This window comes from Microbispora sp. NPDC046973, from assembly GCF_040644495.1.
GTDB lineage: Bacteria > Actinomycetota > Actinomycetes > Streptosporangiales > Streptosporangiaceae > Microbispora.
The window spans coordinates 138,825-163,186 of sequence record NZ_JBEYWQ010000004.1 but is presented as its reverse complement, the minus strand read 5'-3'; the positions used below and the strand labels follow the sequence as shown (position 1 = coordinate 163,186).

18 protein-coding genes are annotated in these 24,362 nt (G+C 72.4%); 7 read left to right on the top strand and 11 right to left on the bottom strand.

What is annotated here, in order from left to right; translation table 11 throughout:
* Positions 1-100: 100 nt before the first annotated feature.
* Entirely contained in the window at positions 101-1,630 is a 1,530-nt protein-coding gene (locus ABZ860_RS10720) for an RICIN domain-containing protein (protein ID WP_357218033.1), read from the top strand.
* Positions 1,631-1,901: 271 nt separating this feature from the next.
* A complete protein-coding gene (locus ABZ860_RS10715; protein WP_357218030.1) occupies positions 1,902-3,758 on the top strand; it encodes a DUF4157 domain-containing protein in 1,857 nt (618 codons plus the stop codon).
* 84 nt (positions 3,759-3,842) lie between these two features.
* On the opposite strand, the gene ABZ860_RS10710 is transcribed toward ABZ860_RS10715, so the two are convergent.
* Together ABZ860_RS10710 and adh are read right to left on the bottom strand one after the other, a co-directional pair.
* Positions 3,843-4,223: a DUF779 domain-containing protein gene (locus ABZ860_RS10710; protein WP_357218028.1), complete on the bottom strand. Its 381-nt coding sequence runs from the start codon at positions 4,221-4,223 to the stop codon at positions 3,843-3,845.
* Positions 4,223-5,746, bottom strand: coding sequence for an aldehyde dehydrogenase (gene adh, locus ABZ860_RS10705; RefSeq protein WP_357218026.1), 1,524 nt, complete (start codon positions 5,744-5,746; stop codon positions 4,223-4,225). Before adh ends, ABZ860_RS10710 begins: the two co-directional genes overlap by 1 nt.
* A gap of 181 nt (positions 5,747-5,927) precedes the next feature.
* Here adh and ABZ860_RS10700 point away from each other — a divergent pair, with 181 nt between their 5' ends.
* Together ABZ860_RS10700 and ABZ860_RS10695 are read left to right on the top strand one after the other, a co-directional pair.
* On the top strand, positions 5,928-7,196 hold the full coding sequence (locus tag ABZ860_RS10700; protein WP_357218024.1) for a serine hydrolase domain-containing protein: 1,269 nt from the start codon (positions 5,928-5,930) through the stop codon (positions 7,194-7,196).
* A gap of 2 nt (positions 7,197-7,198) precedes the next feature.
* Positions 7,199-8,368, top strand: coding sequence for a geranylgeranyl reductase family protein (locus ABZ860_RS10695; RefSeq protein WP_357218021.1), 1,170 nt, complete (start codon positions 7,199-7,201; stop codon positions 8,366-8,368).
* Here the strand turns inward: ABZ860_RS10695 and ABZ860_RS10690 are convergent.
* The 5 genes from ABZ860_RS10690 to ABZ860_RS10670 form a co-directional block, all read right to left on the bottom strand.
* Entirely contained in the window at positions 8,361-9,635 is a 1,275-nt protein-coding gene (locus tag ABZ860_RS10690) for a GAF domain-containing protein (RefSeq protein WP_357218018.1), read from the bottom strand. The two genes, ABZ860_RS10695 and ABZ860_RS10690, sit on opposite strands and share 8 nt — an antisense overlap.
* A gap of 67 nt (positions 9,636-9,702) precedes the next feature.
* On the bottom strand, positions 9,703-10,527 hold the full coding sequence (locus tag ABZ860_RS10685) for an SDR family oxidoreductase (protein ID WP_357218015.1): 825 nt from the start codon (positions 10,525-10,527) through the stop codon (positions 9,703-9,705).
* A gap of 28 nt (positions 10,528-10,555) precedes the next feature.
* Entirely contained in the window at positions 10,556-11,839 is a 1,284-nt protein-coding gene (locus tag ABZ860_RS10680) for a glycosyltransferase (protein ID WP_357218012.1), read from the bottom strand.
* Between the two features lie 5 nt (positions 11,840-11,844).
* A complete protein-coding gene (locus ABZ860_RS10675; protein WP_357218009.1) occupies positions 11,845-13,938 on the bottom strand; it encodes an HAD-IIIC family phosphatase in 2,094 nt (697 codons plus the stop codon).
* Positions 13,939-13,963: 25 nt separating this feature from the next.
* Positions 13,964-14,890, bottom strand: coding sequence for a TauD/TfdA family dioxygenase (locus ABZ860_RS10670; RefSeq protein ID WP_357218006.1), 927 nt, complete (start codon positions 14,888-14,890; stop codon positions 13,964-13,966).
* Between the two features lie 507 nt (positions 14,891-15,397).
* Here ABZ860_RS10670 and ABZ860_RS10665 point away from each other — a divergent pair.
* Both ABZ860_RS10665 and ABZ860_RS10660 read left to right on the top strand, forming a co-directional pair.
* Positions 15,398-20,893 (top strand): amino acid adenylation domain-containing protein, encoded by a 5,496-nt coding sequence (locus tag ABZ860_RS10665; protein WP_357218004.1) that lies wholly within the window; start codon positions 15,398-15,400, stop codon positions 20,891-20,893.
* A gap of 50 nt (positions 20,894-20,943) precedes the next feature.
* Positions 20,944-21,246, top strand: coding sequence for a hypothetical protein (locus ABZ860_RS10660; RefSeq protein WP_357218002.1), 303 nt, complete (start codon positions 20,944-20,946; stop codon positions 21,244-21,246).
* Positions 21,247-21,263: 17 nt separating this feature from the next.
* On the opposite strand, the gene ABZ860_RS10655 is transcribed toward ABZ860_RS10660, so the two are convergent.
* From ABZ860_RS10655 to ABZ860_RS10640, 4 genes are all read right to left on the bottom strand, one after another.
* Positions 21,264-21,539 carry a HesB/YadR/YfhF-family protein gene (locus tag ABZ860_RS10655; protein WP_139576997.1) on the bottom strand — a complete coding sequence of 92 codons (276 nt, stop codon included), beginning with the start codon at positions 21,537-21,539 and terminating at the stop codon, positions 21,264-21,266.
* 22 nt (positions 21,540-21,561) lie between these two features.
* Complete coding sequence (locus ABZ860_RS10650; protein WP_357217999.1) at positions 21,562-22,146, bottom strand: hypothetical protein; 585 nt, start codon at positions 22,144-22,146, stop codon at positions 21,562-21,564.
* Positions 22,147-22,227: 81 nt separating this feature from the next.
* Complete coding sequence (locus ABZ860_RS10645; RefSeq protein ID WP_357217997.1) at positions 22,228-22,605, bottom strand: hypothetical protein; 378 nt, start codon at positions 22,603-22,605, stop codon at positions 22,228-22,230.
* 51 nt (positions 22,606-22,656) lie between these two features.
* Entirely contained in the window at positions 22,657-23,508 is an 852-nt protein-coding gene (locus ABZ860_RS10640) for a LysR substrate-binding domain-containing protein (protein ID WP_357217995.1), read from the bottom strand.
* Between the two features lie 122 nt (positions 23,509-23,630).
* Between ABZ860_RS10640 and ABZ860_RS10635 the strand changes: the two genes are divergently transcribed.
* A complete protein-coding gene (locus ABZ860_RS10635) occupies positions 23,631-24,350 on the top strand; it encodes an SDR family oxidoreductase (protein WP_357217993.1) in 720 nt (239 codons plus the stop codon).
* The last annotated feature ends 12 nt before the right edge of the window (positions 24,351-24,362 follow it).

The window sequence follows — 24,362 nt, the reverse complement described above, 5'->3', positions numbered from 1 at the left end:
TTCCTCCCCATGAATGTCGTTCGCATTCATGAACCCTCCTGTGGGACCAGGAGTCGCCCCCTCGGTCAGGGGTCCTGCACGACATGCAAGGAGCTCGGCTTTGAGAACCAGAACCAGAACCGGAGTCGGGGTGGTCGGCACCCTCGCCGCAGCCGCCGCCCTGGTCGGCGGCGTCTTCGTCGGCGTCTCCAACGCGGCGCCCAGTGCGGGACCCAGTGCGGGCGCCTACCGGATCGTCAACGGCGCCAGCGGCCTGTGCCTCACCGTTCCCGGCGGCAGCACCGCCGACGGCGTGCAGCTCACCGTCTCCACCTGCACCGGCGCGAGCGACCAGACCTGGAACCTGTCGGCCCAGGGCAGCGGCTTCCGCCTGGCCGCCGGCAACAGCGGCAAATGCGCCGGCGTCGCCGGGGCCTCCACCTCCGCGGGCAAGGCCGTCCAGCAGGAGTCCTGCACCGCAGCCTCCTCCCAGACCTGGGAGCTCACCGCCTCGGGCTCCGGCTACGGCCTCATCAACGCCAACAGCGACAAGTGCCTGAACACCAAGGACAACTCCACCTCCTCCGGCGCACCGGTGCAGCAGAACTCCTGCGACTCGGTGTCCACCAAGCAGTGGACCCTCCAACCCGCCGGATCCCAGCCGTCGTCCACCCCCACCGTCACGCCGACGAAGAGCCCGACGCCCACGCCGAGCACCACGCCCACGGGCGGCCCGACCACCCCGCCCACCACCGGACTGGTCGGCTGGGCGACCCAGGGCGGCGGCACGACAGGCGGCGCGGGCGGCGCCACGACGACGGTCACCTCCCTGACCGCGCTCACCGCCGCCGTGAAGGGCGACACCGCGAAGATCGTCCAGGTGAACGGCAACTTCAGCTGCTCCGAGGACGTGCGGGTGGGCGGCAACACCACCGTCCTCGGCGTCGGCGCGAACTCCGGGCTGACCGGCTGCGGCCTGAACATCCGTGACGTCAGCAACGTCATCGTGCGCAACATGAAGATCTCGAAGGTCCAGGCCGGCAACGGCAACGGCGACGCGATCCACCTCGACAACGCCACGCGGGTGTGGCTCGACCACAACGACCTGTCGAGCGACACCAGCCACGGCACGGACTACTACGACGGCCTGCTGGACATCACGCACGGCTCCGATTACGTCACCGTCTCCTGGAGCAAGCTGCACGACCACGTCAAGTGCTCGCTCGTCGGCCACAGCGACGGCAACAGCTCCGAGGACTCCGGGCATCTGCGCGTGACGTACCACCACAACGCGTTCCAGACCTGCGCCCAGCGCAACCCCCGGGTGCGCTTCGGCAACCCGGTCCACGTGTTCAACAACTACTACTACAAGGACCCCTCCTACACCGACTACAGCTACGGCATCGCCTCCACCTGCGGCGCCGGGGTGCTCGTCGAGGGCAATTACTTCGAGAACATCGCCGAGCCCACCCACACCGCCGAAGGCTCGTCGCCGGGCGGGTCGATCGTCGCCCGCAACAACTACTTCGTGAACTCGGGCACGCCGCAGACCTCGGGCAGCGTCGCCTCCATCCCCTACTCGTACACGGTGGACAACCCCAGCGGCGTTAAGGCGAACGTCGTCGCCAACGCGGGCACCGGCAAGATCTAGTTCCAGACGCACAGGTACCGGCACGTCCCTGTGAAGTCCCGGAGGCCGCGGCCGCCCCGCCGCGGCCTCTTTTTCTTTTCCGACGGCACGGCCATAAATGCCGTTGCCGAGAAAGTTTGGCCGGTTTATACGGAAAAGGGCGTTGAAAACGTGACCGATCGCATGATCTCACCAACCAGCCCGGAACTGCGGTTTCGTAACGACGATCGGCGTGACGGCGATTCTCGGTAGGCCGCCAGGCCCGCAACCGCCACGACATTCTGGAGCCCGCATGCCCATTACCGGCGATTCGTCCCGCCCGCTTTCCCGCGTCGCTCTGGAAGGAGGAATACGCGCCGCCCATGGCCGCGGAAGCCTTTTACCGGGCTGGCTGGGGCGCCTGTTCTCGGCGTACTTCGAGGTCGACTTCTCGGCGGTCCGATACCACGCCGATCCCCTCGCCGATCGGCTCACGGCCGCGGCGCGGGCGCGGGCCTTCACCGCCGGGGGCGAGATGTACTTCCGGTCCGGGGCCTTCGACCCCGGCATCCTGGACGGGCTCAGGCTGCTGTGCCACGAGGCGACGCACGTCGCGCAGCAGCACTCCGGCGCACGCGCACTCCAGGCGGGGCGCGGGCTCGTCATCGGCCGCCCGGACGACCCGGACGAGGCGATGGCCGACATCTGCGCCGAAGAACTGGTCGCCCTCGTCCGAGGCGAGCGGTCCGGTCTCGGCACCGGCCGGGCGCGCCTGGCGCACCGGGCCGCCGACCGGCTCCGGGGCCGCGGCGCCCTCGTCCTGCAGCGGGCGATCGGCCTGGAGATCGAGGTGCCCATCCCCATCGACAAACTCACCCCTGCCGAGGTGGCGCAGATCAAGGCCGAGGTCGCCAAGGAGTACGTCGCGGGGCTGCCGAAGAAACAGGGGCACCGCATCGCCGCGGTCGGCATGCGGGACATGAACGGCACGGTCACCTACGGCACCATCCGCAACCCCGCGAACGGCTTCCGGGTGGACGCCGACCACGACGACCGCGTGCTGCCGCCGAACCCGTTGGGAACGGGGTGGCCGATCCGCCAGGGCAGCCGCGACTCGATCATCGAGATCGTCATGGATCCCCCGGCGGTCAGCCAGGCCCAGCTCACCGCGGCCATGAACAACATCGACGCCTTCATCACCACCATCGACGCCCAGACGAACGGGCTCACCACCCGCTGGGTCGGCGCGTTCCCCGCGCTCGGCGGCGCGATGCCCCTTCCGGTCAGCGTGGGGCCCTTCGACTACACCGACACCGGCGCCTACCCGGCGATCCGGCTTCCGGAGCACAACCTTCAGGGCAGCGTCCAGGTCAACATCGGCATCGACCTGCGCGAATACCACAGCCTGCTGAAGTGGTACTCCGACTCGGAGTACGCCGCCGCGTCCCGGGTGACGAACCCGGCCGAGCAGAGCATCTACCGCGACATCAAGACCCACATCCGGGAGGCGGTCGACATCGGGCGGAATCTGGCCGACCAGGCGTACAACGGCGCCACCGCGACACAACGCCAGCAGGCGGGCAACTTCCGCGGGCTGCGCGGCTGGCTCACCCACCTGGCGCTCTACCTCCGCCGTGGCACGCTGACACTGGGGCAGATCGGAGGCTCCGCCAAGAACATCGTGCCCGCTCTCGTCAAGAGCCCGAACAGCGTCCTCACGACCTACGGGATGACCGCCGCGGAGCAGGCGTATTTCACGGCCAACCAGGCCGCCCTGATGAACTCGCTCCTCAACGCCACGGGAAGAGCCGCCGACGTCGGCACGCCCCTCGCGGGTGTCGACGTCTTCGCCGCGGCCCCCGGCGACACCGACGCCGCCACGTTGTCGAACATGGCGGCCGGCGTCGGAAGTGTCGCCCTGGCCGGCGGACCCATCGCCAACCCCACCGGAGTCGGCGCCAGGCGCACGGGCAACGCCGCCGTCCAGGGGCTGCCCACCGTCCCGGCCGGCAACGTGGGCGGCGGCGCGAACACGCGCGGCGGCCTGGTCGTCGAGTTCCGGACCCTGCCCGGCTTCTACGACGGCACGGCCCAGTGGCGAGCCCTCGCGCAGGCGTTCTTCGACGCGGCGGAGACCCGCAACGCCCGCGACGGGATCTCCGACAACTGACCGTACCCCCACCAAGACCGAGCGAACAGAGCGACCCCGGGGCCGACGCTCCGGGGTCGCGCACGCCGTACGCCGAGAGGCGCGTCACGCGTCGAGAGCGGCGCGTTCCGCGTCGGTGAGCAGGCGGGACCGGATCAGGAAACGCACGCCCTCGGGCGCCTCCAGGGAGAAGCCGCTGCCCCGGCCGGGGACGACGTCCACGGTCAGGTGGGTGTGCCGCCAGCGCTCGAACTGGCTCGCCGACATCCAGAACGTGACCGGCTCGTCGACGCCCTCGACCGTCAGCGAGGCGAGCAGCACGTCCGAGGAGCCGGTGCGGAACTCGCCCTCCAAGTAGCACATCGGGGCGCTGCCGTCGCAGCAGCCGCCGGACTGGTGGAACATCAGCGGGCCGTGGGCCGCCCGCAGCCGCCGGATGAGGTCGGCGGCCGCGGGGGTGAGGTCCACACGGGACACCTCGGGCATCAGAAGAAGCCGAGCTTCGAGGGCGAGTAGCTGACCAGCAGGTTCTTGGTCTGCTGGTAGTGGTCGAGCATCATCTTGTGCGTCTCCCTGCCGATGCCCGACTGCTTGTAGCCGCCGAAGGCGGCGTGGGCGGGATAGGCGTGGTAGCAGTTCGTCCACACCCGCCCGGCCTGGATGGCCCGGCCGGCCCGGTACGCCTTGTTGACGTCCCTGGTCCACACGCCCGCCCCGAGGCCGTACAGCGTGTCATTGGCGATCTTGACGGCGTCGTCGAAGTCGGTGAACGAGGTCACCGAGACGACCGGTCCGAAGATCTCCTCCTGGAACACCCGCATGTGGTTGGCGCCTTCGAAGATCGTCGGCTCGACGTAGTAGCCGCCCGACAGCTCGCCGCCGAGGTCGGCGCGGTGCCCGCCGGTGAGCACCTTGGCGCCCTCCTGCCGGCCGATGTCGAGGTAGGACAGGATCTTCTCCAGCTGGTCGTTGGACGCCTGGGCGCCGACCATGGTGGCCAGGTCCAGCGGGTGCCCGCGGACGATCTTCTCCGTACGCTCGACCGCGGCCTCGAGGAAGCGCTGGTAGTGGCCCTGCTGGATGAGCGCCCTGGAGGGGCAGGTGCACACCTCCCCCTGGTTGAGCGCGAACATCGTGAAGCCCTCCAGCGCCTTGTCGAAGAACTCGTCGTCGGCGGAGGACACGTCGTCGAAGAAGACGTTCGGGCTCTTGCCGCCGAGCTCCAGCGTGACCGGCTTGATGTTCTCGCTGGCGTACTGCATGATCAGCCGCCCGGTGGTGGTCTCCCCGGTGAACGCCACCTTCGCGACCCGCGCGCTGGAGGCCAGCGGCTTGCCCGCCTCGACGCCGAACCCGTTGACGATGTTGAGAACGCCCGGCGGGAGGAGGTCGGCGACCAGGCTCATCCAGTAGTGGATCGACGCCGGGGTCTGCTCGGCCGGCTTGAGGACCACGGCGTTGCCGGCGGCCAGCGCCGGCGCGAGCTTCCAGGCGGCCATCAGGATCGGGAAGTTCCACGGGATGATCTGCGCGACGACGCCGAGCGGCTCGTGGAAGTGGTAGGCGACGGTGTCCGCGTCGAGCTCCGACAGGCTGCCCTCCTGGGCCCTGATCGCTCCCGCGAAGTAGCGGAAGTGGTCGATGGCCAGCGGGATGTCGGCGGCCAGCGTCTCCCGGATCGGCTTGCCGTTCTCCCAGGTCTCGGCGACGGCGAGCCGCTCCAGGTTCTGCTCCATGCGGTCGGCGATCCGGTTGAGGATGTTCGCCCGCTCGGCCGCGGGCGTGCGCCCCCAGGCGGGGGCGGCGCCGTGCGCGGCGTCCAGCGCGCGCTCGACGTCCTCGGCCGTGCCGCGCGCGACCTCGGTGAAGGTCTGACCGGTCACCGGCGTGGGGTTCTCGAAGTACTGCCCCCGCTGCGGCGGGACGTACTCGCCGCCGATCCAGTGGTCGTAACGCTGCTCGTACGCCATGAGGGCGTCCGGCTGTCCCGGCGCGGCGTGACGGGTCATGGGATGGACCTCCCGGACAGGATGTGGGGTCTGACGCCCCGGACGTTAGTCGCGGGCACGTTGCCGACACGTTGCGTCCGTGTTCCGGGCCGTTCGGAGGCGTCCTTCCGCACTCAGCCTCCGCGCGGCGCGGTCAGGGCCGTGGTCATGCCCGGTCAAATCTCCCCTAAGATCAGCCGTCATGATTTCGGAAACGTTTACCGCCTCCCGCAGGAACGCCCTGCGCCTGCTGGCGGGCGGCGCCGCCGCGGCGGGGCTGGCCGCCGGACTGCCCGCGTCACCGGCGCGCGCGGCGGCCCGCGTGTGGAGCGTCACCGGCCGCAGCGCGACGTCGCTCAAGTCCTTCGACGACACGCTGAAGCGCTTCATGCAGGCACGGGCGATCCCGCACGCGTCCCTCGCCGTCGTCCGCAAGGGCAAGCTCGTGCTCGCCCGGGGCTACAACTGGACGGCGGACACGTCGTTCGCGGCCGGGCCCACCTCGTTGTTCCGCGTCGCGAGCCTGAGCAAGCCGGTCACCGCCGCCGCGGTCCTGAAGCTGGCGCAGGACGGCAAGCTCAGCCTCTCGGCCAAGGTCGCGCCGCTGCTGGGGCTGAGCACGACCGCCGACCCGCGCCTCGCCTCCGTCACCGTGACCCACCTGCTGCAGCACCTCGGCGGGTGGGATTCCGAGGTCTCGGGCGACCCGATGTTCAAGGACCGGGTCATCGCGACGGCGCTCGGCGTCCCGCTGCCGATCACGCAGGCGCAGATCATCAAGCACACGTCCGGCCTCAAGCTCGACCACGCCCCCGGCACGACGTACGCGTACTCGAACTACGGATACCTCCTCCTGCAGAAGATCATCGAGAAGGCGAGCGGGGTCTCGTACGCGAGCTACGTCCAGAGCAAGGTGCTGACACCGCTCAAGATCAAGCGGATGGTGCTCGGCAGGACCGCGAAGAGTCTCCGCAAATCGGGCGAGGTGCCGTACTTCTCGCAGTACACGGGCAAGAGCGTGATCGACACCTCGAACTCCGTGGTGCCCTTCCCGTACGGCGGGTTCAACCTCGAGAACATGGCCGCGCACGGCGGCTGGCTCGCCACGGCCGTCGACCTGGCCAAGTTCACCACCCTCTTCGACGCGGCCGGCGTGCTGACCTCGGCGTCGATCTCCAAGGCGTTCGCCAAGCCGTCGATCGGCGTCAACTCCGACGGCTGGTACTACGGCCTCGGCTGGCAGGTCCGCCCGGTCACCGGGGGCCGCAACACCTGGCACACGGGGTCGCTGGCCGGCACCTCCACGCTCATGGTCCGGCGCTACGACGGGCTGAGCTGGGTGGTGCTGTTCGACCAGCGCGACGACGCCTCCGGGCTGAACTACGGGGACATCGACTCCCTTCTCCACACCGCCGCGAACTCGGTGACGTCGTGGCCCACCACCAACCTCTTCTCCACGTACGGTCTGTAAATGTGGACCATGTCTGGGACCTGGTGGTCGTCGGCGCCGGGCCGGCGGGCTCGGCCGCCGCGCTGCGGGCCAGGCAGCTCGACCCCGGCTGCCGGGTGCTGCTGCTCGACCGGGCGGCCTTCCCGCGTGACAAGGCCTGCGGCGACGGCATCGCGGCGCACGCGCGGCAGGAGCTCGCGCTGCTCGGGCTGCCCGGCCTGCTCGACGACCACCGGCCCACGCCGCGCCTGTCGGTGACGTCCCCCGGCGGAGCCCGCGTCTCGGCCGTCGTCGCGCGGCCCAACCACGTGGTTCCCCGCCGGGTCTTCGACGCCCGGCTGGTCGAGGCGGCGCGGGCGCGCGGCGTCGAGGTCCGCCGCCACCGGGTGCGTACGCTGACCGCCCTCGGCGAGCACGTCGTGGTCGACGGCCACCTGGTCGCCCGGGCGGTCGTCGCCGCCGACGGCGCCAACTCGGCCGTGCGGCGGCTGATCGGCGTCCCGCCGAGCCCGGACCGGCACACCGCCATCGCGGTGCGCGGATACGCCGACGTGCCGCCGGACGACGACGTGCAGGTCATCGTCATGCAGAGCGAGGCCTGGCCGGCCTACGCCTGGTCGTTCCCGGTGGGCGACGGCACGGCCAACGTCGGATACGGCCTGCTGGTGCCGACGCTCAGACAGACCGCGCTGACAGGGACAGGCCGGCCCGGGCGCGAGATCCTGCACGGGCGGCTGGCCCGGCTCCTGCCCCTGCTGGGCGAGATCAGGTCGCCCGTCCGCGACCTGCGCGCCCATCACCTGCCGCTGTCGACCGGACGGCCGGTGCCGGGGGCGGGCCGGGTGCTGCTGGCCGGCGACGCGGCGAGCCTCGTCAACCCGCTGACCGGCGAGGGCATCTACTACGCGCTGCTGTCGGGGCGGCTGGCCGCCGAGGCCGCGATCGGTTCGCCGGGCGATCCGCTGCGGGCCTACCGGCGCGGGCTGCGCCGGGCGCTCGGACGGCACCTGCGCACCACCGACGCCCTCGCCCTGGCCGCCCGCTCCCCCGGCTTCATCGACGCGGCGATCGCCGTCGCCGCCCGCCGCACCGAGGTGTTCGACCTGCTCGTCGACGTCGGGCTCGGGGCGGGCACCGTACCGCCTCGCCTGGCGGCGGCCGTCGCCCTCCGCTGGCTCAAGAACCTCACCTGAACGGCAGGCCGTACTCCGCGTCGAGATCCCGCACCCGCCGGGCGGCCCGGGCCCGGGCCGGGGATCCGGCGGGCAGCGCGGCGAGCAGCGCCTGCCAGGCGACGATGTCGTCCCTCCCCCACGGCGCGCGCGTCCACCGTTCGAGCAGCGCGGGGTCGCGCCGGGCCGTCAGCAGGTCGCGTACGCCGTCGTCCAGCAGGCGGCGCTGCCACACGACGCCGGGCGCGTCCGAGCCGGGCAGGAGCGGCCCCCGATAGGCCCGCAGCGCGGCGTCGGCGTCGGCGGCCGCCAGGTGCTCGGCGAGCGCCTGGAAGTCGGCCCGCACCGGCACCCGCAGCCGGTAGGGGCGGGAGCCGAGCAGCGGGCCGAGCCGGTGGCGCAGCCGGGACAGCTCCGCGCGGAGCGTGACGGGGTTCAGCATGCGGTCGCCGTACAGCTCCGCGCTGAGCTGCTCGCTGCTCAGTCCCTCGGGGTGGCAGGCGAGCAGCACGACGATCTCGCTGTGCCGGGGGCCGAGCCTGATGCGGCGCTGGCCCTCGGTGAGCACGGCGTCGTCCCGGCCCAGGGCCGTGAGCGTCACGGCGGGCGCGAGCGCCGGAGCCGGGAGCGTCGCCAGATGGGCCTGCGCAGCGCGGGCCGCCGCCTGCACGAGGGCCAGGCTGTAGGGGCTGGCCAGGTTGTCGCCACCGGTGACGTCGACCGCGCCGAGCAGGCGGCCGGTGTGCGGGTCGTGGATCGGCGCGGCGGCGCAGGTCCACGGCTGCACCGGTACGGCGAAGTGCTCGGCCGCGAAGATCTGCACCGGATGGCCGACCGTGATCGCGACGCCGGGGGCGTTGGTGCCCGCGTGGGACTCGTCCCACCGGGCCCCGGCGACGAAGTTCATCCGCTCGGCCCGCGCCCGCGCCCCGCGATGCCCCTCGACCCACAGCAGCCGGCCTGCCGCGTCGCACACCGCGAGCAGGTGCCGCCCGTCGTCGGCGATGCCGCCCAGCAGGTCGCGGAACAGCGGCAGCACCTGGGCCAGCGGGTGCGCGTCGCGATACTCCTCGAGCTCGGCGTCGGTGAGCTCCAGCGGCGCGAGCGCGTCCGGATCGACCGCCCGCGCCGAGCGCCGCCACGAGTCGGCGACCACGGAGCGCACCGGGCCGTCGATCGGGCCGTCGATCGCCCCGGCCGACAGGAAGCGCTCATGGGCGCGGCGCAGCTCGCCGGTGCGCTCCGCCGCGTCGGCCCCGGGCTCAAGCGCGAGCCATGGATTGGTCACGGCGCCCTCACTCTCCGCGTCTTCAGGCGCCATCGTCACCCACGCCCGGGTCATGCGACAAGGCCCGTCAGGCGGATGCCCAGATGTCCTTGTCGATGTCGCCGGCGGCCTGCGGGCCCATCAGGCCGAGCCCGCCGTCCACGAACAGCGACGCCCCGGTGACGTACGACGCGGCCGGCCCGGCCAGGAAGGCGATGACGGCGGCGACCTCGCGGGCGTCGCCGGGACGGCCGAGCGGGTAGCCGGGCCGGGTGTCCGGCCGGGGCGGCCGGTCCTCCTGCCCGGTCATGGGAGTCGCGATCTCCCCGGGGGCCACGGTGTTGACGGTGATGCCGTGCCTGGCCAGCTCCAGCGCGAGCGTGCGGCTGAGCATCCGCAGGCCGCCCTTGGCCGCGCAGTAGGGCCCGGCGCCGAGGCGGGGGTAGTCCTCGTGGACGCTGGTCACGTTGACGATCCGGCCGCCCGCGCCGCGCTCGATCATCCGGCGGGCCGCCCGCTGCGAGCACAGGAACGGCCCGTCGAGGTCGACCGCGAGGACCGACCGCCACCGGTCGTAACCGATCTCCAGCAGCGGCTCGGCCGTGCCGGTGCCGGCGTTGTTCACCAGCACGCCGAGGCCGCCCAGCTCGTCGGCGAGCTCGTCGATCACGGCCGCCGCGGCCACCGGGTCGGTCAGGTCGTGCTGCCGCACGGCGGCCCGGCGCCCCTGCTCTTCGATCTGCTCGGCGGTCTCCCGCGCGCCCTTCTCGTCCTGGTGATAGGTGACGCCGACGTCGAACCCGTGCGCGGCGAGCGTCACCGCGGTCGCCTGCCCGATCCCCGAGTCGGCCCCGGTGACGATCGCCACCTTGTCGTAGTCGAAGCGCGAGATCGGCGCGACCGTTTCCACCATGGGCCCGGCGTACCCGGGAGGCCCTTCTTCACACGCCCCGGCGGGCGCGCGCCATGGCGGCCAGGCGCGTGCGCTGCTCCGGGGTGAGACGCGCCAGCCGCTCGCGCGGATCCGGCCGCGTCATGACCGCGTCGGTGCCGATCAGCGCCTCGGCGTGCTCGGCCACGACGCGCACGGCGTCCTGTGACGCGGCGTCGGCCGCGAGCGGCGCGATCCGCTCCCGGTATCCACCGTCGGCCGCGGAGTCCAGGGCCCGGGCCAGCAGGTCGGCCGCCCGGTCCTCGGTCCAGTGCGTCACGGGCAGCCAGGTCGCCACCCCGGCGCGCTCCAGCCGCTCGGCGTTGTCCGGACGGTCGACGCCGTGGGCGAGCAGCACCTGCGGGGTCGCCGACGACAGCGCCCGGGCGAGCGTGCCGATTCCGCCGTGATGAACGACCGCGGCGACATGGGGCATGACCGTGGCGAACGGCGCAGAGGGCACCCACTCCACCCCCTCGGGCAGCGACTCGGGCTGGAACGACGGGTGCCGGTTCACCAGCAGGGCCCTCCTCCCGATCCGCCGGCACGCCCGCGCCGCCACGTCGTAGAACCGATCGTGCAGGACCTGCCCGGTGCCACCGGTGATCAGCACGGGCGGCTCGGCCCAGTCCGGAACCGGCCCCTCCGCCGTGTCGCCGAGCACGAAGCCGCAGCGGACGACGCCCTCCGGCGCCGGCTGGCCCGCGGCGTCGAACCATTCCGGCCACAGCGCGAGCTGGGTCTTGGCGCTCGTCAGATAGGCGACCCAGTCGCGGACCGGCCGCAGGCCGAACGCCTGGAAGACGTCGTCGTACCCCTGCCCGAGCACCCGCCGGAAGAGGTTCCCGAGCACCGGCAGCGAGACGTACTGGTGGGGCGTGACGGACACCAGCGCCACCGGCACCCCGCGAAGCTCGGCGGCCATCAGCGCGGCGATGCCCGAGGTGTGCCGGGCGACCACCACGGTCTCCCCCGGCCGGTAGTGCGCCTCGATCATGCGGACCTCGTCGGCCAGCAGCTCGAACAGGCCGTTTCGCCGATAGAGCGCGAGCACTCCGTCGGGGTCTTTCAACGGATCGAGCATGTAGCGCCGGGCGTCGTCCAGGTGCCGGTCGTAGCCCTCCGACGTGTCGATCGGCAGGTGCCGGAGACCCGCGGCCGCGATCCGGTCGGCGAACCAGGAGTGCGTCATCACGACGACGTCGTGGCCGCGCTCCGCCAGCTCGCGCCCGATCCGTACGAACGGGAGCACGTCGCCGTTGGTGCCGTGGGTGCTCAGCAGCATCGTGGCCATGCGGATCAGCCGTTCCCCGAGTCGAGCAGGGCGTCGATCTCCTCGTCCGACAGGCCCGCGAGCTCGTCGAGCAGCCCGGCCAGCTCCTCGTCGTCGGTGTCGGCGAGCTGCCGCTCCTCGATCGCCTTGGCGACCTCGGCGACGGTGAACGAGGTGGTGTAGAGCGTGTCGAAGGGCAGCTCGACGCCGAATTCGGCACGCACCCGCGCCATGAACTGCACCAGCCGCAACGAGTGGCCGCCCAGTTGGAAGAAGCCGTCGCTCACCGAGGCCGGCGCCACGTCGAGCAGTTCGGCCCACATCCGCATGACGGTCGCCTCGACGGGACTCGCTCCGGCCACCTCCGTCACGGGACGGGCGGCCCGCATGGCGTCGAGGATCGCGTCGGCGCCGGTCAGCCGGGTCGCGATCCGTTCGACGGCCGCCCAGCCGGCGGGAGCGGCGGTCTCGGCGGCCCGAACGGTCCCGACGGTCCCGGCGGGCCCCGCTGCCCTCTCCTCAGCAGGGCCCGGCACGTGGACGACGGCCGCCGCGTCGGCCGCGTCGAGGACGTACCAGGCCGCCTCCTCGCCGTACGGCTCCACCCTCGCCGGCAGAGCGGCGAGGAAGTCCCTGGCCGGTCGGTTGCGCTCGGTCGCCCGGAAGGCCAGGGCCACCCGGGCCAGCCCGCGCTCCAGAGCGAGCGCCCCCAGGTGTGCGAGCATGCGGTGCTCCACCCCGCGCCCGAGCGCCCGGCAGCTGAGCAGGAACGCGCCGGCGCGCAGCGTGTCCCCCTCCGTCCGCACGTCGGTGAGACCGACGACGCCGTAGTCCCCGAAGCGGTCGCGCACGTCCACGACGAACTTCTCGTCGCCGTCCAGGCGGCGCGCCCCCGAGAGATTGAACTGGTTGGTCCGCTCGGCGAGCTGAGCGGCCCGGGCCTCGTGCTCGGAACCGGCCGGGGTGATGGTCACCCGCAGGTCGAGCGTGGCGAAGAAGTCGGCGAGGGACATCTCGTCCCTGGCCTGCTCGCGCTGCCGTTCCTCCTGGTAGCGGCGAGTGCGCTCGCGGTCGGCCTCGGTGACCGCGGCCAGGTCGAGCGGCCAGCAGTGCCGCAGGAAGGCCGCCGCCTCCGCGGCGCCGGCCGGGAGCCGGAGGGTCAGCACCTCGGGGCAGCCGGCCCGGACCTCGGCGCACTCGACCGGGCTGTCGTCGAGGAAGACGAAGGAGTCGAGCCCGAGGTCGAGCTCGGCGGCGAGCGAGCGCAGCGCCTGGGACTTGGCCTCCCACCCGACGCGCATCGCGGCGACGTCGTCCAGGCCGACCGGCAGCTCAGGATGCCGGGCGAACACCTCGCGGACGTCCTTCTCCTCGTTCTTGCTGCACAGGCACAGCAGCCTGCCCGCGGCGACCTGGCGGGCCAGCTCCCGCCAGATCTCCATGCGCTCCGGGCCGATGACCACGCCGTCGGGGCCGTCCTCGCCGACCACGCCGTCCCAGAGCGTGCCGTCGCAGTCCACGGCGACGACCTTGGGACGCGGGGTGGTCATGGCGTGCAGGCGGCGGACCGCCGCGGCGGCCAGCGCGGCGAAGTAGCGGTCGGTGTAGGGGACGTTGCCGGTCCGGTCGGCGAAGGCGTCGTGGACGGCCTCCGGCTCCGGCTCGTACGGCTCCGCGGAGGTGAGCACGGAGACGGCCCGGTCGCCCTCGAACGCCCGGGCCAGACCGGAGGCGAGGCGCGCGTGCGCCTCGGGCGAGCCGTGCTCGGGCGAGGGAGGACAGACGACGAGCACGTGGGGCGTGCCGGACGCGCGCGCCGAGGTCCGCAGCGCGGCGGCGAGGTCGGTGGCCACGGCCTCCACCTCGTCGAGCCCGTCCTGCTCGGCCATCAGATCCCCGGCGACCAGATCCTCCGCCCGGACCAGCACGACGGCGGCGCCGGCCCGGCCGAGCACGCTGCCCGAGTCGAGGAGCGAGGGGAAGACCTGGTCGTACGGAGCGAAGGCGATGTCCTCCTCGGCGTCCCCCTCGACGTCGAGTTCGGCGAGCCAGAACCGCAGGGCGTCCCCGAGCGGCTCGGCGGTGAAGGTCGCGGCGACCCCAAGCCCGATCTTGTTCACTGCGGTGTCCCTTTCGAGAGCGCGGTCAGTCGCACATGGCGACGAGGATGCGGCGGGAGCCGGTGAAGGGCCTGCGGCCGTGCCCGACCAGCACGTTGTCGATCAGCAGCAGGTCGCCCTCCCGCCAGTCGACGTCCACCGCGTTGTCCAGGCCCCGGTCGCGCACCTGGATCACGTACTCGCCGGGGATCGGGGCGCCGTCGGGGAAGGTCACCGACTGGGGCAGCTCCTCCGGAGGCATGAGCTCGGCGAGCATGGCGGCGGCCTCGTCGCCCAGCGAGGCGGGGTGCCACTGGTCGGCCTGGTTGAACCACACCTCGGCGCCGGTCACGGGGTGCCGGGTGGTGGCCGGCCTGACCTGGGAGACCCGCACGCCGCCGTCGGGCCGCCACTGCCAGTCCGCGCCGATGCGGTCGAGGAATCCGGCCACCTCGTCGCGGTCGTCGGTCTCGAACGTCTCCTGCCAGCTCTTGCCGAGCCCCCGGCCGGCGTGCAGGTTCTGGGTGTAGCGCACGCCCTTGGCGAAGGCCTCCCTGACCTCGTCGTCGAGCGACTCCAGCCAGCGCACGCCGTCCACGACGGGGGTGGCCCCGCCGGTCTCGGCCGCCTTCTCGCAGTAGAACAGCAGCCGGGAGGGCCAGGTGGCGGAGTACGACAGCTCGTTGTGCATGGAGATCGTGTACTCGGGCGGGTACTCGGTCGAGGTGTAGACGTTGCCGCCCACCTTGGTGCGGGGCGAGTTGCCGTGGACGTACGCCAGCCGGTTGGGCAGCAGCATGTCCATGACGCGGTCGAGGGTCTCGGGCGTGACGCCGAACCCCCGGAAGACGAGCGCCTTCTCACGGACCAGCAGGTCGCCCACGCTCAATTCGCGCAGCCGTTCCACCAGCCCCTCGGGCGTGGCGGCGGAGCCGTCCGGAGTTATTTCCAGGGGCTTCCAGAAGTCGTCCATGCGTCCTCCTTCTGCGCGGGATCCGGCCGCGGCCGAGCACGGGGAAAAGTCGAATTAAGGAGGCAGGCGGGCCCTCGAATAGGCGGCGCCCCTGCGGAAAGAGATTCCGGCGGCCAACATAGAACCCGGATCGGGTCACGCGCAAGAAACATGTTTCATCCGGTGTACTCGACGGCGTGAGTCAAATTATCCGACATTCGTCTGTGTCCGCCGGCAATGCCGACGAGCACTCATGTTCTGCCATCCACAGACGATGACGGAAGGTCGATTTCCCAATACTCTTCGCACCTGATCGCAGGTCGAAGCGAGGCTTGCCTTACCCAGCATGCATCCCGTATCGTGAAATAATCACTTTCGTGGGAGCGCTCCCACGCATCTCGGCTCGAAACGCGGCGAGATACGCGGCGAGGTCCTGCGGAATCGACGATCAAGCGTTTTCTGGTTCAACCACTTTTCTGCGTGGTCAGCTGGTCCTGCGCATTATCTGCGCAGAGAGGAGAACGCTCGGTGACGATATCGCCGACGACTGACAACGAGCATCTAATAGCGTCGCTTTCCCCACGCAGGCAGGAGGCCCTACGCCGGCTCCTCGCCGCCAGGGCCGCCAAGGCCGCCGCCGCGAACGCGATCGCCCCGCGCGGCGGGGGACCCGCCCCCTGCTCCTACGAGCAGACCCAGATGTGGCTCGGCGCCCGCTTCGCCGAGGGCGCTCCGGCGCCGAACGCCACGATCGGCCTGCGGCTCACCGGCCCCCTCGACACCGGGGCCCTGACCATCGCCCTGGACAGCCTCGTCGAACGCCACGAGATCCTGCGTACGGTCTACGAGGGCGACGGGCACGAGCCCCGGCAGATCGTCCTCGACCCCGGGCCGGCGCCGCTCGACGTCGTCGACCTGCGGGACCTGCCGGAGTCCGAGCGGGAGGCCCGGGCCCGGGAGATCACGTCCAGGGCCGCCGTCGAACGCTTCGACCTGGAGACCGGGCCGGTCCACCGTACGACGCTGGTCCGGCTGGGCGACGAGGACCACGTGCTGATGTTCGTCTGCCACCACATCGCGTGCGACGGGTGGTCGGTCGGCATCATCGTGGACGAGCTCACCAGCGTCTACGCGTCCGCCCACGAGGGCCGTCCCGCCGAGGTGGCCACGCCCCCGCTCCAGTACGCCGACTACGCGGCCTGGTCGCGGCGTGAGCTGACCGGCGAGCAGCGCGAGGGCCGGCTCGCCTACTGGCGCGACCGGCTCGACGGCGCGAGCGCGCTGGAGCTGCCCATCGCGCGGGACGGCCAGGCCGTCATCGAGGGCAACCGGAGCGACTGCCACCTGTTCACGCTGCCCGACGAGGTCCTGCGGGCGCTGCGGGAAGCCGGCGGCCCCGGAACCACCCCGTTCGTGGCCCTGCTCACGGTCTTCTCGATGCTGCTCGCGCGCTACACCGGGCAGGGCGACCTGACGATCGCCACGGTGGACGGCGGCCGGCGCCGGGTGGAGCTGGAGCCCGTGCTGGGCTGCTTCGTCAACGCCCTGCCGCTGCGCGCCGACCTGTCGGGCAACCCCTCGTTCCGTGAGGCGGCGGCCGGGGTGCGGCGCAGGCTGGGCGAGGCGCTCACCAACCACCTGCCGTTCTCCGAGCTGGCCGGGGCGCTGAGCGACCGGGACGCCCGCAACTTCTCGCTGTCGACCGTCGGCTTCTCGCTGCGCGTCTTCCGCGACCAGCGCGGGCGCTGGCCCGGGCTGGAGGCGTCGGTCTGGGAGCACGAGGTCGACGACTTCACCTACGACCTCGCGCTGCTCGTGCACCTCAACGGCGCCGGCGACCCCGAGCTCTACCTGACCTATCAGAAGGACCGGTTCGACGCGGACGCCGTGGCACGGATGGCCGGGCACTACCGGGCGCTGGCCGAGCGGATCGCCGCCGCCCCGCAGACCCCGCTGGCCGACCTGGAGCTGCTCACCGACGCCGAGCGCGACGTGGTCCTGGGCGCCTGGAACGACTCGGCCCGGCCGTACCCGGACGTGGCCCTGCCCGAACTGCTGGAGCGCCACGCGGACTCCGACGCGGTGGCGGTCTCCTTCGAGGGCCGCACGACCACGTACGCCGAGCTGCACGCCCGCGCCAACCAGGTCGCCCACCTGCTGCGCGAGCGGGGCATCGGCCCGGAGGACACGGTGGGCGTGCTGCTCGACCGGAGCCCGGACCTCATCGCCTGCCTGCTGGGCGTGTGGAAGGCGGGCGCGGCCTACCTGCCGATGGATCCCAAGTTCCCCGCGCAGCGCGTCCGCGACATGCTGTCGATCGCCGCGACCCCGCTGGTCCTGACCTCAGCGGGCTACACCCACCTGTTCGACGGCACCGACGTCGTGGACGTCGGGAGCGGGGTGCTGGACGGCCGGCCCGGCGATCCGGCCGGCGTGCCGTACGACATCGACCGGCTGGCCTATGTGATCTTCACCTCGGGCTCCACCGGCAAACCGAAGGGCGTGCAGGTCACCCACCGCGGGCTGGTGAACCACGTGTGGTGGGCCGTCGAGGACCTGGCGTCCCAGGCCGACGGCGGCGCGCCGCTGTTCGGATCGGTCGCGTTCGACCTCGTGGTGCCCAACCTGTGGGCGCCGCTCGTCGTGGGCCGGCGGGTCACCGTGCTGGCGCAGGACTTCGACATGGGCGAGCTGGGCTCGCTGCTGGTGGCGGGCGGGCCGTACGCCTTCATCAAGTGCACCCCCGGCCATCTGGAGGTGCTCGGTCACCAGATCGACGCCCGGCAGGCCGCCGCGCTCGCCGGGAAGATCGTCGTGGCGGGCGAGGCGCTGCCCGGCTCGATGGCCAACCGGTGGCTGGAGATGCTCGGCCCGGGCCGGCTGATCAACGAGTACGGCCCCACCGAGGCGTCGGTCGGCACGTGCATCTATCCCGTGCGGGACGCCCAGCTCGTGGAGGTCGTCCCGATCGGACGCCCGCTGCCCAACATGCGGATGTACGTGCTGGACGCCAACCGGCGGCTGCAGCCGGTCGGCGTGCCGGGCGAGCTGTACGTCGGCGGCGTGGGCGTGACCCGCGGCTACATGAACCGGCCGGACCTGACCGAGGAGCGGTTCCTGCCGGATCCCTTCCATGAGGGCGGCCGGATGTACCGCACCGGCGACCGGGTGACCTGGACCCGCGACGGGAACGTGGCCTTCCTCGGCCGGTTCGACGACCAGGTCAAGATCCGCGGCTACCGCATCGAGCTGGACGAGGTGCGGGCGGCCGTCCTCGACCACCCCGGCGTGCGCGACGCGGTCGTCACCGTGCACGCGTTCACGCCCGAGGACAAGCGGCTCGTCGCCTACTACGTCCCCACGGGTCCGGAGTTGTCCGAGCTGGCGGACCACTGCGCGGAACGACTGCCGGAATACATGGTCCCGTCGGTGTTCGTGCCGCTGGAGACCATCCCGCTCAACGCCAACGGCAAGGTGGACCGCAAGGCGCTGCCCGATCCGGTGGTCCGGGTGGGCGAGGACCTGGCCGAGCCGACGACCGAGACCGAGATCGTGGTGGCCGGGGTCTGGCGTGAGGTCCTCGGCATCGAGGCCGTCTCGATCGACAGCGACTTCAACGCGCTCGGCGGCCACTCGCTGCTGCTCATCCGCATGGTCGCCAAGCTGCGCCAGGCGCTGCCCGCCGACGGCTACCAGGTGACCGTGCTCGACGCGATCGCCAACCGCACCGTGCGGGAGCTGGCGGCGCTGATCGACGCGGCCCGGCAGGGGCCCGAGGAGCCCGAGAACGGGCCGCGCGGCCTGCTGGTCGAGCTCACCCGGCCGGTCAAGGCGCCGGCACTGTCGCTCGTCTGCATCCCGTACGGCGGGGCCAGCGCGATGGTCTACCAGCCGCTGGCCGACGCGCTGCCGGACGGGCACTCGCTGTTCGCGGTCGCCCTGCCCGGCCACGAGCTGGGCGTCGAGGAGAGCACGATCCCGTTCCACGAGGCCGCGCAGCGGGTCTGCGACGAGGTGATCGACCGCGTGCGCGGCCCGGTCGCGTTGTACGGCCACTGCGTCGGCAGCGCGCTGACCGCCGAGATCGCGCGGCGGCTGGAGGCGGCCGGGCGGCGCGTGGAGGCCGTCTACATGGGCGGCAGCTTCCCGTTCGCCACCCCCACCAAGGGCCTGAACGGCCTGCTCGGGCGCGTCTTCCGCAGTAAGGCGCTGGACAACGCCAACGCGCACGCGAACTGGCTGCGCGCGATGGGCGCCGACCTGCAGGACCTCGACCCCGAGCAGGTCGACCACATCATCCGCACGATGCGGGTGGACGCGCGGGCCGGTGAGGACTACTTCAGCGAGCTCGTGGAGCGGCAGAGCCCGCAGCTGCGCGCCCCGGTGATCTCGATCGTCGGCGACCGCGACGCGCTGACCGACTTCTACCAGGAGCGCTACCGCGACTGGCACTGCGTCTCCGAGACCACGGCGCTCGTCGTGATGGCCGAGGCCGGCCACTACTTCCTCCGATACCGCACCGAGGAGCTGGCCGCGATCGTCACGGGCACCCACGCCGCCCTCGAGAGTCCCGGGGAGTGGCGGCCGCGTCCGCCCGACGATCCCGCGACCTGGTGGCGGCAGGCGCTGTCCACCGACCGGCGGGCCGACGTCGCCGGGCCGCAGCCCAGCCTGGGCCGGTTCTTCACGGTGGCGACCGGTCAGATCGTCTCCATGATCGGCGCCGTGATGACCGAGTTCGCCGTGCCGATCTGGGCGTACCTGAAGAGCGGCTCGCTGGTGCAGTTCGGCCTGTTCGCCATCATCGGGCTGGTGCCGGGGCTCGTCCTCGCGCCGCTGATCGGCGCGCTCGTCGACCGGTACGACCGCAAGCGGGCGATGCTGGCGGCCGACGGCATGTCGCTGGCCGTGCAGGCCGCGCTGCTCGCGCTGATGGCGAGCGACGTGCTGAGCATGCCCCTGCTGTACGGCCTGCTGGTGGTGCTGTCGATATCGGTGACTCTCCAACGGGTGGCCTGGCAGTCGGCGGGTCCGCAGCTCGCGCCCAAGCACTACCTGCACCACGTCGGCGGCGTCGTCCAGCTCGGCAACGCCGTGGCCCAGCTCATGGTCCCGCTGTTCTCCGTGGCCGTGCTGGCGTTGATCGGCATCGAGGGCATCCTGACCGCCAACGTGATCTGCTACGCGATCGCGTTCGCCGTGACCCTGCTCGTGCGCTTCCCGGCCACGATGGCCTGGCGGCGCCGCGAGACGGTCTCCGCCGAGATCCGCAACGGCTTCCGCTACCTGCTGCGGCGGCGGGGCCTGCGGGCCATGGCCTTCACCATGTTCATCGTGAACTTCTTCCTGTTCACCGGGTTCATCATGATCTCGCCGCTGGTGCTGTCGGTCGGGGAGCTGGCCGACACCGGGCGGGTGGCGCTGCTCGCCGGGATCGGGGCGGTCTGCGGCGGTCTGATCATCACGCTGTGGGGCGGCCCGCGCGACCGCAGGATGTTCGGCATGCTGTCGGCCGCCGGCGTGCTCGGGATCTTCTGCGCGATCGCCGGTCTGCGCCCGTCGCTCGTCCTGATCACGGTCGGGGCCTTCGGCATGTCGCTGATGATGACGATCAGCGACGGCATCTGGCTGACGATCATCCACTCGAAGGTGCCCCAGCGCTACCACGCCCGGGTCATCGCGATCAACCGGATGCTCGCGCTGTCGACCCAGCCGGTCGGCCTGGCCGTACAGGCCTGGCTGGTGGGGCTGGTCTTCGAGCCGCTGATGCGGCCGGACGGCCCGCTGGCCGGCACGGTCGGCAGGGTGATCGGGGTCGGCGAGGGCCGCGGCATCGGCCTGCTGTACGTGGTGTGCGGCCTGGCCATCGCACTCACGATCACGCTGGCCCTGCGGCATCCGGCCCTGGCGAGGTTCGACCAGGAGACCCCGGACGCCGAGCCGGACGACCTGGTCGGCCTGGAGGCGCTGCGCAGCCGCCAGGAGGCGAGTGTTCCGGCGCAGCGGGTCCCGGCCGAGCTCTGAGGTGCTCTGACGGATGAATGGCATACGGGCCGCCGGGTACGGCGGCCCGTATGGACGAGAAGAAGATGAACCCGAAGCAGCTCGCCGAGGAGCTGGCGACCAACGCGCAGGACGACCCGCGGTTCAAGAACCGGACGCCCGGCATCCGGGCCACCCGGAAGGGGTCGGTGGAGCAGGCGGACCTCGACGCCGCCGGCATCGTCGGCGGCAAGGGAATCTCGGGCGGCGGCGCCTCCGGAGGAGGCACGCTCGGACAGCCGCCGACCGGGCGGCTCGACGACGACCAGCTCGCCGACACGGTGGCGGGCACCGGCCTGCCGCCCGACGAGGAGGAGGGCGAGGGCGACCAGTGAGTCCCGGCCGGTGAGTTTCAGCTCAGGCGGAAGGTCGGGCGGCCGCCGGGACCCGTCTCGGCGTCCAGCGTCTTGCCGCCGACGGCCTGGGCGACCTGGGCGTCGAGGAAGACGCGCACGTCCGCCCTCTTGATCACCTCGTCGCCCGAGAAGGGCGCGCTCACCAGCGAGAGCTCCAGCGAGGCGGGCTCGCCCGGCTTGGCCGCGATGCGCAGGCCCGCCTCCTCGGGGAGGTACTCCCCCACCATCAGATCGCGGATCGCCTGAACGGCGTGGTCGGTGACTGTCAGCACGACGCGCCTCCTGTGTGTCTGCTCACGCGTCCTCGGGCTTGCGCCGCCGGTTCATGGCGAGCCATCCGGCGTCCCAGGCGGCGTACCTGCGGCGGTCGAGACGGCGGCGGACGAGGGCGAGGCACCCCAGCAGGGCCGTCAGCGACAGCGCCGCCGTGGCCGTCCCCGACGCGACGCCGTCGGCGACCGTGTCGATCCGGCTGCGCGGGCCGTCGCCCGGCCTGCCCTCGCGGTCCAGCCAGATCCGTACGGACGTGCCGGCCTTGGCCGCCGAGGGAACCGGCGCCTGCCCGGTCACCGTGCGGCCGTCGGCGGCCGTCCAGGCGACGCCCGTGCGCAGCCGCGCGGCGGTGCCCTCCACCGCGACCCAGGTGGCCGCCGGCGCGTCCCGCGTGACGGTGGCCGTCACCCACCGGCCGGACTGCTCTTCGGCCAGGCCGCCGCGGTAGACGGCGGTGCCCACGGCGAACGCCGCGACGAGGCTCAGCGCGGCCAGGATCAGGGAGACCAGGACGGCCGCGGACTCGACGCGGTCGGTTCCGCGCCGTAACGGATTGCCGTCGGGCAGGTAGCGCCGCACCCGCATCGTCACCGGGCCAGATCGCATCGCGTCACCCCTCCTTCTCGTGCGCCTTCTCGGACGCCCTCTTGCGCGCCTCGGTGTGCGCCTCGGTGTGCGCGGGGCGTCTCACTCGCCCGGCTCCCGGAACCGCGGCGCGTCGGGCGGAGGGCCGGAGGACTCCTGGATCAGCGCGTTCAACGTGGTGTCGTCGGCGATGGCGTGCTCGGCCTCGGCCGTGTCCTCCAGCGCGGTGATCCGCTCGGGTCGCCGCGCCTCCCGCTCCGCCTCGTCCCGGTCCCGTACGGCCCCCTCGATCGCCTCCAGCATCTCCCGCCGGCTGTAGGAGCCCTCGGGGATCTCGTTCAGGAGGGCGAGGGTCTCGGCCGGCACGTGGATGTCCGCGGCGGCGGCGGAGTAGAGGTCGCGGCGCGTCGCGCGGAGGCGGTCGTGGAAGACCTCGTCCACGACCTGGCGCAGCCGCTCCGTCTCCGCAGGGTCAGGCATGCCTTCTCCTTCCGCTCTGTCCTTACCCCCCGCGGTGCGGATCCCACGCCCTTACGGCCCTTCCCCTTGCAGATCGGCGGCGAGGTCGACGAACTCCTGGATGAGCCGGCCGCGGCGGTCGGCGTCCCACGCGAGGCAGACCTCGTTGGGCGGCAGGTCCCGGACGGGCACGTGCGCCACGTCGGAACGGGTGTAGAAGGTCGCGGCGGACAGCGGAAGGATCACGACGCCACGCTCCGCCGCCACGTGTTCCAGCTTCTCCTCGACGGTGCGCACCGCGGGTTCCGTCCGGGGAGCGTCGCCGGGCCACTCCGGCACCGTGGCGGGGTTCTGCAGCAGGCACTCGCCCGCCAGGTCGGCGACGTCGACGGCGTCCTTGCCCGCCAGCGGATGGCCCGCCGGCAGGACCACGACGCGCGGCTCGGCGAACAGCGGCCGCAACCGCAGCCCGCGCCGGTCCACCGGCAGCCGGACGTAGCCGACGTCGGCCCGCCCGTCCCGGATGACGTCGATCTGGTCGTCCCAGCTCGTACGGAGCACCTCGACGGTGAGTTCGGGGTGCCGGGCGGACAGGGCGCGCACGGCCGGGGTGACGATGAGGCCGGGCATGAAGGCCACGGTGAAGGTCCGGGGGCCGCGGGCGGCCCGGCCGACCCGCCGCCGCAACGCCTCGGCGGCGGCGAGCAGCGGCCGGGCGTCCTCCAGGAGTTGCTCGCCGGCGGGCGTCAGCTCGGTGCCCCGCCTGGTGCGGACGAACAGCTGGGCCCTGAGCTCGCCCTCCAACGCCCTGATCTGCCGGGACAGCACGGGCTGCGCGATGTGCAGCGCCTCGGCCGCCCGCCCGAAGTGCAGCCGCTCCGCGACCGCCACGAAGTAACGCAGCTTGCGCAGGTCCACGTCCACCGGCGCCTCCTCGCAGGACTGATGCCCTGAGGGTATTACAGGCGCCCGGACAGGTCTTGGACGCCCGCCCACGTGCGATCGCAAAGTGGAGACACCTCCGATTCTGGCGAAAGGTCACCACCATGAAGCTTCACGGGCAGCGCGTCGTCGTCCTCGGCGGCACCTCGGGCATCGGACTGGCCACGGCACGCGCCGCGGCCGAGGAGGGGGCCGAGGTCCTCGTGGCCTCCAGCACTGCGGCGGGCGTCGACCGCGCCCTGGCGGCACTGCCGGCCGGCGCCCAGGGCCGGGTCGCCGACCTCTCCCGGACCGAACGCGTCCGCTCCCTGTTCGAGGACCTCGGCGAGATCCACCACCTCGTCTACACGGCGGGCGAACCGCTGGAGCTGACCCCGCTCGCGACGCTCGACCCCGAGCAGGCGAAGTCGTTCTTCACCGTACGATTCTTCGGCGCGCTCGCGGCCGTGCGTGCGGCGGCCCCGCACCTGCGCCCGGGCGGCTCGGTGACGTTGACCACCGGGATCGCCAAGGACCGGCCGGGCCCCGGCTGGGCGGTCGCGGCCGCGGTCTGCGGCGCGATGGAGTCCCTCACCAGGGCGCTCGCCGTCGAACTCGCCCCGATCCGGGTCAACGCGATCTCACCCGGCGTGGTGCGCTCCCCGCTGTGGGACCGGATGGACGAGGCCGACCGCGAGCGGATGTACCGGGAGACCGCCGCCGCCGTCCCCGTCGGCCGGGTCGGCGAGACCGACGAGGTCGCCCAGGCCTACCTGTTCGCCATGACCCAGCCGTTCGCCACCGGCACCGTCATCACGGTCGACGGAGGCGCGATCTTGGTCTGAGTGCCGGTGTGA

Excerpts from the sequence above, each read along its gene's own strand:
- ABZ860_RS10710 (WP_357218028.1), bottom strand. The coding sequence starts at position 4,223 with ATGCCCGAGGTGTCCCGTGTGGACCTCACCCCCGCGGCCGCCGACCTC.
- ABZ860_RS10685 (WP_357218015.1), bottom strand. The coding sequence starts at position 10,527 with ATGGTGGAAACGGTCGCGCCGATCTCGCGCTTCGACTACGACAAGGTG.
- ABZ860_RS10660 (WP_357218002.1), top strand. The coding sequence starts at position 20,944 with ATGGACGAGAAGAAGATGAACCCGAAGCAGCTCGCCGAGGAGCTGGCG.
- ABZ860_RS10670 (WP_357218006.1), bottom strand. The coding sequence starts at position 14,890 with ATGGACGACTTCTGGAAGCCCCTGGAAATAACTCCGGACGGCTCCGCC.
- ABZ860_RS10650 (WP_357217999.1), bottom strand. The coding sequence starts at position 22,146 with ATGCGATCTGGCCCGGTGACGATGCGGGTGCGGCGCTACCTGCCCGAC.
- adh (WP_357218026.1), bottom strand. The coding sequence starts at position 5,746 with ATGACCCGTCACGCCGCGCCGGGACAGCCGGACGCCCTCATGGCGTAC.
- ABZ860_RS10715 (WP_357218030.1), top strand. The coding sequence starts at position 1,902 with ATGCCCATTACCGGCGATTCGTCCCGCCCGCTTTCCCGCGTCGCTCTG.
- ABZ860_RS10645 (WP_357217997.1), bottom strand. The coding sequence starts at position 22,605 with ATGCCTGACCCTGCGGAGACGGAGCGGCTGCGCCAGGTCGTGGACGAG.
- ABZ860_RS10635 (WP_357217993.1), top strand. The coding sequence starts at position 23,631 with ATGAAGCTTCACGGGCAGCGCGTCGTCGTCCTCGGCGGCACCTCGGGC.
- ABZ860_RS10680 (WP_357218012.1), bottom strand. The coding sequence starts at position 11,839 with ATGGCCACGATGCTGCTGAGCACCCACGGCACCAACGGCGACGTGCTC.
- ABZ860_RS10700 (WP_357218024.1), top strand. The coding sequence starts at position 5,928 with ATGATTTCGGAAACGTTTACCGCCTCCCGCAGGAACGCCCTGCGCCTG.